Genomic DNA, 8,809 nt, shown 5'->3' with positions numbered 1-8,809 from the left:
ATGTTATGAAGACAAGGGGTCACCTTATAATTCCAATTATTACTGTTATGTATTTATTAGTGGCAGGATATACACCTCTTAGAGCTGCATTAGGTGCAATCCTTACGGCTATTGTTGTAGCTGGAATAAAGAAAGATACAAGATTAAGTTTTAAAGATATTGTTGATGGACTTGAAAAAGGAGCGAAAAGTGCTTTAACGGTTATCGCCGCATGTGCTTGTGCAGGAATTATCATCGGTGTTGTAACCCAAACAGGTCTAGGACTAAAAATGGGATCTGTTTTGGTAGGGATGGCTAAAGGAAATCTTATGCTCACATTGTTCTTTACCATGCTAACTTCAATAGTATTAGGTATTGGGGTGCCTACTACGGCTAATTACGTTATAACAGCAACTATAGCAGCACCAGCATTGGTGATGCTAAACGTGCCTATACTAGCAGCACATATGTTTGCTTTTTATTTCGGAATTATTGCCGATGTTACGCCACCTGTGTGTTTAGCTGCGGTTGCAGCGTCAGGGGTAGCAAAGTCAGAGCCTATGAGGACGGGAGTACAGGCAACTAGATTAGCTGTTGCTGCGTTCATCATACCATATATTTTTGTATATAGTCCCCAATTGCTATTAATTGATGTGACAGCTTTTCAATTGATTATAATTGTTGCGTCTGCATTAATTGGGATTATATGTGTTGCATCAGCACTCACCGGTTATTTTAAAACAAATATGTCAATTGGTGAACGTATCCTATTCGCAGTAGGTGGGGTATTATTGATAACAACACATTTAGCATCAAATATAGTGGGTATAGTCTTTTTAGTGGGTGTATATATGGTTCAAAGATCCAAGGATAAAAAGAATTCTAATGATAAAAAAGGCTTGATAGTATGATTTAAAATAACAAAAATATATTTTAGTAGAGAACTCTTTGTGAAAAGGGTTCTTTTTTTGACAATGTTTTTGCCAAATGCTGAAGCAACAAACAAAATCAATGTTGATGGGCATACCTATTAACTTTTTATGGTATAATTGTATAAAGTATGATCAAGGGGTAGAGCTATGGAGAGTTACCGTAAAATAAATTTTGTAATCATCATATTAATAGCTTTGATCCTTACAGGAACAATAGGATATAAATTTTTACTAGATGTTAGTATTGTAGACGCATTGTATATGACGGTGATAACCATATCAACCGTTGGATATGCGGAAGTTGCTACTATGGATGCAAAAGCTAAGCTTTTCACCATATTTATTATTTTTTTAAGTTTAGGTATTGTAGGGTATTTATTTACCAGCATAGTATCTTCTTTTTTAGAGGGAGATTTAAAAAATGCCTGGAGGAGGAGACGTATGGAATCGCAGATAACAAAGCTAAAAGACCATTATATAATATGTGGAGCTGGTGAAACAGGACAAAATGCCATAAAGCAATTTAAAAGAAGTAATGTCCCTTTTATTGTAATAGATAAAGATGAAGAAAAAATAAATGAACTAATAGAAGATAAAATATATGCTATCCATGGAGATGCAACGGAGGAAGATACATTAGATAAGGCAAGAATAAAGTATGCAAAGGGCCTTATATCTTCATTACCTAAGGATGCTGACAATGTCTATACCGTATTAACGGCAAGAGAAATGAATAACAATTTATATATTGTATCTCGAGCTATAAATAAAAATGCAGATGAAAGGCTTAAAAAAGCAGGAGCAGACAATACAATTTCTCCAAATGAAATAGGAGGATGTAGAATGGCAGCCCTTATGCTTAGACCTACTGTGATTGCATTTTTAGATATAATAACCCATGCTGGAGAAGTGATTTTAGACTTAGAAGATGTTGTTATTTGTGAAAATTCAATTATAGTAAATAAGACTCTTCGAGAGGTGAAAATACCTGAAAAAACTGGACTAATAGTTTTAGCTATCAAAAAAAATAATAGCGATAAATTAATTTTTAATCCGAGTTCAGACGAGATACTTAAAATAGGTGATACGATGGTAGTTTTAGGAACTGAAGATCAAGTAATTCTACTAAGAAAAATTGCTAAGGATATAGGACACAGATATTTAAGTTAATAGATCAATTGAAATAAACCTTTGGATTTAATCCAAAGGTTTATTTTTGATAAAATTGGCTACTGATGATAAAAACTTTAAAACACCAATACTTTAATCTAAAAAAATTACTAACTTCATGAGTTAGTAATTTTTTTTAAAAGAGTGAAACTTTTTTAATAGAATACTGTCTAATATATAAGAGAGATTTTATTATCTGCAAAACAGAAAAGGCTCTGAAAAAATACAAAATCAATCAGTATACAAGTAAGTACATTAAATTAATGAAAGGAATGGTTAAAATGAAAAGAATACCATATTTAGCTCTAGTAGCTTGCATATTTATAATGATTTCAATATCTGCTTACGGTGAAAAAACTACAAAAAACAATCTAATTATAGCAAATAAAAGTTCCGAAATTATTAGTAATATAGCAATTCAAAGAGTAGATAAAAACAATGTTAGGGGGAGTGATCTTAAGTCCAACGAGCATTGTTATCTTGATATGGGTGTACAAGAAAATTGTACTTACAAAGTAGAATTTGAAGATAAAACCAATCATAGTACACTTAGTAATGAATTTAAGTCCAACTTTAATAAAGATGGAATAGTAAATATAAATGTATTAAAAGAAAATGGAAAGTGGGCTATTATTTTAATAAATTGAAAATTTAAAATAAAGGCTATGTTTAATAAAGGTGTTTGGAAATTTACCACCAAGAATCTTCATCATTTACTCTCATAATATGAAACATTTATTTTTGTACCTATATCTACAAGAGTATCGGCCTCAGCACTTTGCATGAATATTTCCTTGTTGTCATCTTTGTTATCATTTTTGGAATGTTTGTCCTTAGAAGTTTTGTTATCTTTTTTTACAAGGGTTTCCTCCCCAAGCTCTAATTGAATGTCGTCTAGAATTTCTTCAGCCTCATCTAGAGATTTTCCGGTTAATTCTGGAACAGCAACCTGTTTAATTTTTTTTCCTTGGCTTATAACAAAATCTATTTTGCCACCTTTTTCATAGGATGTATTTACATTTGGAAATTGACTAATAACTAAACCTTTAGCGATATTGTCACTAAAATTATTTGAAACATTGCCAATTGAAAATTCATTATTAAGTATATTTTGATTAGCGACTTCTATAGTATTTCCAATAAGGGATGGCACAAATTTATTTTTAACCTCAGGTAGTGGATCGGTTGCCGGTAAGTTTTCATTTTCTTTTGTAGTTTCTACAATAGGAGTTGATGCATTAGTAGATGACCCATCAGATAGAAATTTCACTAAAACCCCGATAGCCATAACTAAAATAATTGATGCTATAATTATCATTGCTTTTTTATTTGTGCTGAGGTTACTATTCTTGGATAGCACTTTTTTATTTTTTTCGATAATAGGGGTTTTAGGGGCTGTACCTTGACTCATAAACGTTGTTGAGTCATTATTTATACTAGAAGCTATAGCAGCACCCATAATCTTTGTAGTGTTACTTTCCCTTTTATTTGAGATTACTTTAAAATTGGGATTTTCTTTAATTAATTCGATAATATCTCCCATTTCAGAAGCTGTTTGATATCTTTTAATAGGTGATTTCTCCATGGCTTTTAAAATTACTTGATTCACATTTTCTGGAATACCTTCGATGATTTCTTTGGGTGGAATAACTGGTTCCTGAATATGCATCATAGCTATAGAAATAGCACTGTCTGCATTATAAGGTACTTTACCTGTGACCATTTCATACATCACGATACCTAAGGAATATATGTCTGTTCTACAATCTACAACGTTTCCTTTTGCTTGTTCCGGGGAGAAATAGTGCGCAGTGCCCACAACCTTACTAGAATTGGTCATTGTTCTTGAGTCTGCTACTTTAGCTATTCCAAAATCTGTAACTTTAACTATATTATCTTCCGTTATCATGATATTATCTGGTTTTATATCTCGATGAATTATATTGTTTTTATGAGCACACTGAAGAGCTTTGGCTATTTGGAGTGATATTTCTAAAGTTATCTGTGATGTAAGTCTAACATTTTCCTTTATTAATTGCTTTAATGTTTTTCCATTAATATATTCCATAACTATAAAATTAGTATGGTTGTCCGTACCGACATCATGCACATTCACTATGTTTGCGTGTGACAAGCTAGCAGCAGAAGTACCTTCCCTTTTAAACCTGGACACAAAGTCTTCATCGCTACTTAACTCTTTTTTTAATATCTTTATTGCGACAAATCTATTTAACAAATGACACTTTGCTTTATAAACAATTCCCATGCCACCTTCACCAATTATCTCTAATAATTCATATCTATTTAGTAGTAATGTTCCTATCATGTTTAACCTCCCATGAAAAACGGCGATATGTATATTATACCATAATAAATACTTATGAGTACCTAACTATTATAAGCGGTAGTATTTACTATACGTAAGATTCTAATGTGAATAGCATATAGCAATTTACATAAGCACTTTATAAAAACAATATAAAAAGATGTTATAATATATTATAATATTAAAAAAGAGGTGGGTTAAAATGAAGACGATACGATGGGGAATAATTGGATGTGGAGACGTTACAGAGGTTAAAAGTGGGCCTGGATTTCAAGAGGCAAATCATTCACAATTAGTAGCAGTAATGCGCCGTAATGGTGATTTGGCTAGAGATTATGCACTGCGACACAACGTACCGAAGTGGTATGATAATGCTGAAAAATTAATTAATGATCCTGATGTTGATGCGGTTTACATAGCTACGCCACCTGCATTTCATATGGAATATACAATTAAGTGTGCACAAGCGGGAAAGCCGGTCTATGTTGAAAAACCCATGGCACGGAATTTTGAGGAATGCACAGCTATGATACAGGCCTGTGAAAATGCAGGTGTACCATTATTTGTTGCATATTATAGAAGGGCCTTGGACCGCTTTAACAAGATTAAGGAGCTGATTGATTCCGGAAAAATCGGAGAAATACGTTTCGTCTCAATTATTTTATATAAGAAACCAATCCAAATTAACTTGAATTCTGGCATCTTGCCATGGAGATTCATTCCTGAAATTTCAGGCGGGGGGCAATTTGTGGATCTTGCTTCACATACCCTGGATGTTTTAGATTATATTCTGGGACCTATAAAGGAAGCTTGTGGTTATGTAGCAAATCAAGCCAAATTGTATGAGGCAGAAGATATTGTTACTGCTTCCTTGTCATTCGCTTCAGGTGTAAAGGGAACAGGGACCTGGTGCTTCTCAAGTTTTTCTGACTATGATATGAATGAGATTGTCGGAAGCAAAGGTAAGATATCATTTTCAACTTTTGGAGCAGAACCGATTTTACTGACAACACTTGATGAGGTCATTCCAATAAGCATCATAAAGCCTCTTCATATTCAGAAGCAATTGATTCAAGGCATCGTAAACGAGCTTAACGGCGTGGGAGTATGCCAGAGTAAGGGGATTAGTGCAGCACGGACCAATTGGGTTATGGATGAAATCTTAAAAAAATTTAAGAAGCTATAAAAAATTATTTCGATACAGCCCCTTTTTATGCGGAAAATAAAAACAAAGGAATATTTTAAGATTTTTGTAGAATATTATATTTAGTAAGTTAAAAAATATTATATTATAGTTTAAGGAGGGATAATGAATGTCAAATAAAAGTACAATCTATGAAATTATAATCACAGAAGATGGTCTCGATAATTATAAAAGGGATACTACTAGTGCTAAAGATATGGCTGAAAATTTAGGCATTGATAGTGTGATGACTGATTTCGAGTGGCATGAGGATATAAAAACAGGTCTAATTCTTACTGCAAGAATCGCAGATGATATATCAGTAGAAGATGCTTTATCGGAACTGAAAAATGTTGAATATATTGAAGGTGTCAATGAAAGTTAAATGAGTAAATGAAAGTTAAAAGATCTAAAATAATAGAAAAAAATAAAATATATATGGTTATGGCTACTTTAATTAGTAGTCTTAATTTATGCTCAAAATTAAACAAATATTTCTGATTTTTATACTTCGTTTGAGTCTCAAAGGACTATATATATTATGTGTTTGTCGTTATAGTACATTTATGATATAATTTCTAAAGTTATATTTATAATTATTAACAGAAAGAAGGGCTATGGATGCAATTTACGTCATTATATTTTTTAATATTTTTTTCGATTACTTGTATTTTATATTTCATAATTCCACATAAATTCCGTTGGGTTTGGCTTTTAATATGCAGTTATGCATTTTATATGAGTGTTAATCCTAAATATGCATTGTTAATAGCAACATCTACTATCATTACATATTTAAGCGGATTATTAATAGACAATGCAAATAAAATAAGCGATGAAAAAAAATCTATTCAAATGAAAAAATTATGGGTTATTGCGAGTTTTTCTAGTAATCTAGGTATCTTATTTCTGTTTAAATATTTTAATTTTTTTGGTGATAGCGTAACACGGGTGCTAAATATATTTAGTATTTCAATTCATATGCCGACATTTAGATATTTGTTGCCCTTAGGGATATCATTCTATACACTTCAAGCACTAAGTTATACTATAGATGTTTATAGAAAAGATGTGGCCCCTCAAAAAAATATAGGGAAATTTGCACTATTTGTATCATTCTTTCCACAAGTGGTTGCTGGTCCTATTGAGAAATCCAAGAATATGTTACATCAGTTTGATGAGAAACATGTTTTTGATTATGATAGAGTTAAAAACGGTTTATTGTTAATGTTATGGGGTGTTTTTGTAAAAATAGTAGTAGCAGATAGATTAGCTTTACTGGTTAATACTGTCTTCAATAATCCAACCAAGTATAAAGGGTTCTCAATAATAATAGCTACATTATTTTTCACTTTTCAAATCTACCTTGATTTCATGTCTTATTCAGATATAGCAAGAGGAGCAGCTGAGGTTTTAGGTTTTAGAATAACTAATAATTTTAAGCAACCTTACTTGTCAAGATCAATAAAAGAATTTTGGAGTCGTTGGCACATTTCACTCACTAGTTGGCTTAAGGATTATTTATACTTCCCACTAGGTGGAAATAGGCGTGGCAAATTAAGAACTTATTATAATATTATGATTGTGTTCTTATTAAGTGGATTATGGCATGGAGCCACCTCTAATTTTATTATTTGGGGTGGGCTTCACGGGTTTTATCAGATTGCAGGAAAGCTTCTTAAACCATTTAGAGAAAAAGTTATAAAAACTTTTAACATTAAAACAGAAATATTTAGCTACAGGTTGTTTCAAGTGCTAATAAATTTTATGCTCGTTAATTTCGCTTGGATATTTTTTAGAGCTAAATCATTTGTTGGTGCAATAACAATAATTAAAAACTCTTTTTATTTTAATCCATGGATACTTATAAATGGTTCTATATTCAAGTTAGGATTGGACTCAAAAGATTTTTTAATTGCAATTGTCGGTATAGTATTAGTTTTAGCAGTGGATATGATGCAAAGAACAAAACATCTGCGAATTCAACTGTCTAAACAAAATATATTGTTTAGATGGAGTATATATTTGGTTGCAGTTTTAGTTATTCTTGTCTTTGGAATGTATGGACCAGGATTTAGCATGCAACAGTTTATTTATTCACAATTTTAGGAGGACTTTCCATGGTTAAAAAAGCATTTTTAAAAGTGTGTAGTTTAGTTATTATATTATTGCTAATTACGACTGCTCTTAATTCCATTTTTATATTAAAAACAAATCATCGTTCGAAGCTGTTAGCAGGATTATATTCTAATACAGAGGATCAATTTGATGTTGTATTATTAGGATCAAGCCATATGAATGCTGCAATAGACCCTAATATTTTATGGAACGAACATGGCATAACAAGCTATAATTATGCTACGGGTGGTCAACCAATAGATGTTACCTACTATATGTTAAAAGAAGTATTGAAAAAACATAAAAATCCAATTGTTGTTGTAGATTTGTATTACTTATGTTTACTAGATCAATTTGGTAATGAGGGTTATGTAAGAAATGCTATGGATAATTTGAAATTTTCTGCAAATAAAGTAGATGCGATTATTAATAGCACGCCACGTAATCAGTGGATCAATTATCTTTTTCCAATTTTCAAATATCATGATCGTTGGAAAGCGCTAACAGAAAATGATTTTAATTTTGAGCCTTTAGATACATATTATCAAAAGGGATTTGATGCTGGTCGTACTTCCTTTGAAAAAGAGAATACTTCAGCCGCAGATACTTCAACAACAGAAATTGGAGACCTTCAACCTAAGGCAGAAGAATATCTGAACAAAATTATTGATTTATCTAAAAAAGAAGGTTTTAAATTAGTATTTACCAATGTCCCTTATGATTATAATGGGACTGCTAATTTAAAGAGTTGGGAGCAAGAACCTGCCAAAATGTTTAATAAAGTGGCAGAGATTTCAAAAAATAATAATATTCCTTTTATTAATTATTGCAACATGATTGATGAAATAGGATTTAACTATAAAGCAGATATGTTTAATTTGGGTCACCTAAATGTTATTGGAGCTAAAAAGGTTACTTTGAATTTGGGAGAATTTCTAAAAGAAAATTATACTTTAAAGGATCATAGGAATGATGTAAAATATAAACAGTGGGATCTTGATTATATCCGTTATTCAAAAGTAGAAGCGGCTGCAATGATTAAGGAAAAAGAAATTTCCAAATAGAATATATACGATTAGGGCTACTTTAACGAGTAGTCTT

At 31.5% G+C, this 8,809-nt stretch carries 8 protein-coding genes; 7 read left to right on the top strand and 1 reads right to left on the bottom strand.

From position 1 onward, the window contains the following. From JJE11_RS09330 to JJE11_RS09320, 3 genes are all read left to right on the top strand, one after another. A partial coding sequence (locus tag JJE11_RS09330; protein WP_291634863.1) for a TRAP transporter large permease subunit occupies positions 1-890 on the top strand: 890 nt, incomplete at its 5' end. Positions 891-1,058: 168 nt separating this feature from the next. Then, positions 1,059-2,081: a TrkA family potassium uptake protein gene (locus JJE11_RS09325; protein ID WP_291634861.1), complete on the top strand. Its 1,023-nt coding sequence runs from the start codon at positions 1,059-1,061 to the stop codon at positions 2,079-2,081. Positions 2,082-2,362: 281 nt separating this feature from the next. Continuing rightward, entirely contained in the window at positions 2,363-2,728 is a 366-nt protein-coding gene (locus JJE11_RS09320) for a hypothetical protein (protein WP_291634859.1), read from the top strand. A 62-nt stretch (positions 2,729-2,790) separates the two neighbouring features. Here JJE11_RS09320 and pknB read toward each other — a convergent pair whose 3' ends face one another. Continuing rightward, positions 2,791-4,407 carry a Stk1 family PASTA domain-containing Ser/Thr kinase gene (gene pknB / locus JJE11_RS09315; protein WP_291634857.1) on the bottom strand — a complete coding sequence of 539 codons (1,617 nt, stop codon included), beginning with the start codon at positions 4,405-4,407 and terminating at the stop codon, positions 2,791-2,793. A 202-nt stretch (positions 4,408-4,609) separates the two neighbouring features. Between pknB and JJE11_RS09310 the strand changes: the two genes are divergently transcribed. The 4 genes from JJE11_RS09310 (at position 4,610) to JJE11_RS09295 (ending at position 8,772) form a co-directional block, all read left to right on the top strand. Beyond that, entirely contained in the window at positions 4,610-5,593 is a 984-nt protein-coding gene (locus tag JJE11_RS09310) for a Gfo/Idh/MocA family oxidoreductase (protein WP_291634854.1), read from the top strand. Positions 5,594-5,720: 127 nt separating this feature from the next. Then, entirely contained in the window at positions 5,721-5,975 is a 255-nt protein-coding gene (locus JJE11_RS09305) for a hypothetical protein (RefSeq protein ID WP_291634852.1), read from the top strand. A gap of 236 nt (positions 5,976-6,211) precedes the next feature. Beyond that, complete coding sequence (locus JJE11_RS09300) at positions 6,212-7,699, top strand: MBOAT family O-acyltransferase (protein WP_291634850.1); 1,488 nt, start codon at positions 6,212-6,214, stop codon at positions 7,697-7,699. Between the two features lie 11 nt (positions 7,700-7,710). Further along, complete coding sequence (locus JJE11_RS09295) at positions 7,711-8,772, top strand: hypothetical protein (protein WP_291634848.1); 1,062 nt, start codon at positions 7,711-7,713, stop codon at positions 8,770-8,772. Positions 8,773-8,809: the final 37 nt, after the last annotated feature.

Source organism: Clostridium sp. (assembly GCF_016650095.1).
Lineage (GTDB): Bacteria > Bacillota > Clostridia > Clostridiales > Clostridiaceae > Clostridium_AD.
This window is presented reverse-complemented; position numbering and strand designations above follow the sequence as displayed.

Bases quoted from the DNA above. Each gene is read 5' to 3' on its own strand.
- JJE11_RS09295 (WP_291634848.1), top strand. From the start codon at position 7,711: ATGGTTAAAAAAGCATTTTTAAAAGTGTGTAGTTTAGTTATTATATTA.
- JJE11_RS09320 (WP_291634859.1), top strand. From the start codon at position 2,363: ATGAAAAGAATACCATATTTAGCTCTAGTAGCTTGCATATTTATAATG.
- JJE11_RS09305 (WP_291634852.1), top strand. From the start codon at position 5,721: ATGTCAAATAAAAGTACAATCTATGAAATTATAATCACAGAAGATGGT.
- JJE11_RS09310 (WP_291634854.1), top strand. From the start codon at position 4,610: ATGAAGACGATACGATGGGGAATAATTGGATGTGGAGACGTTACAGAG.
- JJE11_RS09325 (WP_291634861.1), top strand. From the start codon at position 1,059: ATGGAGAGTTACCGTAAAATAAATTTTGTAATCATCATATTAATAGCT.
- pknB (WP_291634857.1), bottom strand. From the start codon at position 4,407: ATGATAGGAACATTACTACTAAATAGATATGAATTATTAGAGATAATT.
- JJE11_RS09300 (WP_291634850.1), top strand. From the start codon at position 6,212: ATGCAATTTACGTCATTATATTTTTTAATATTTTTTTCGATTACTTGT.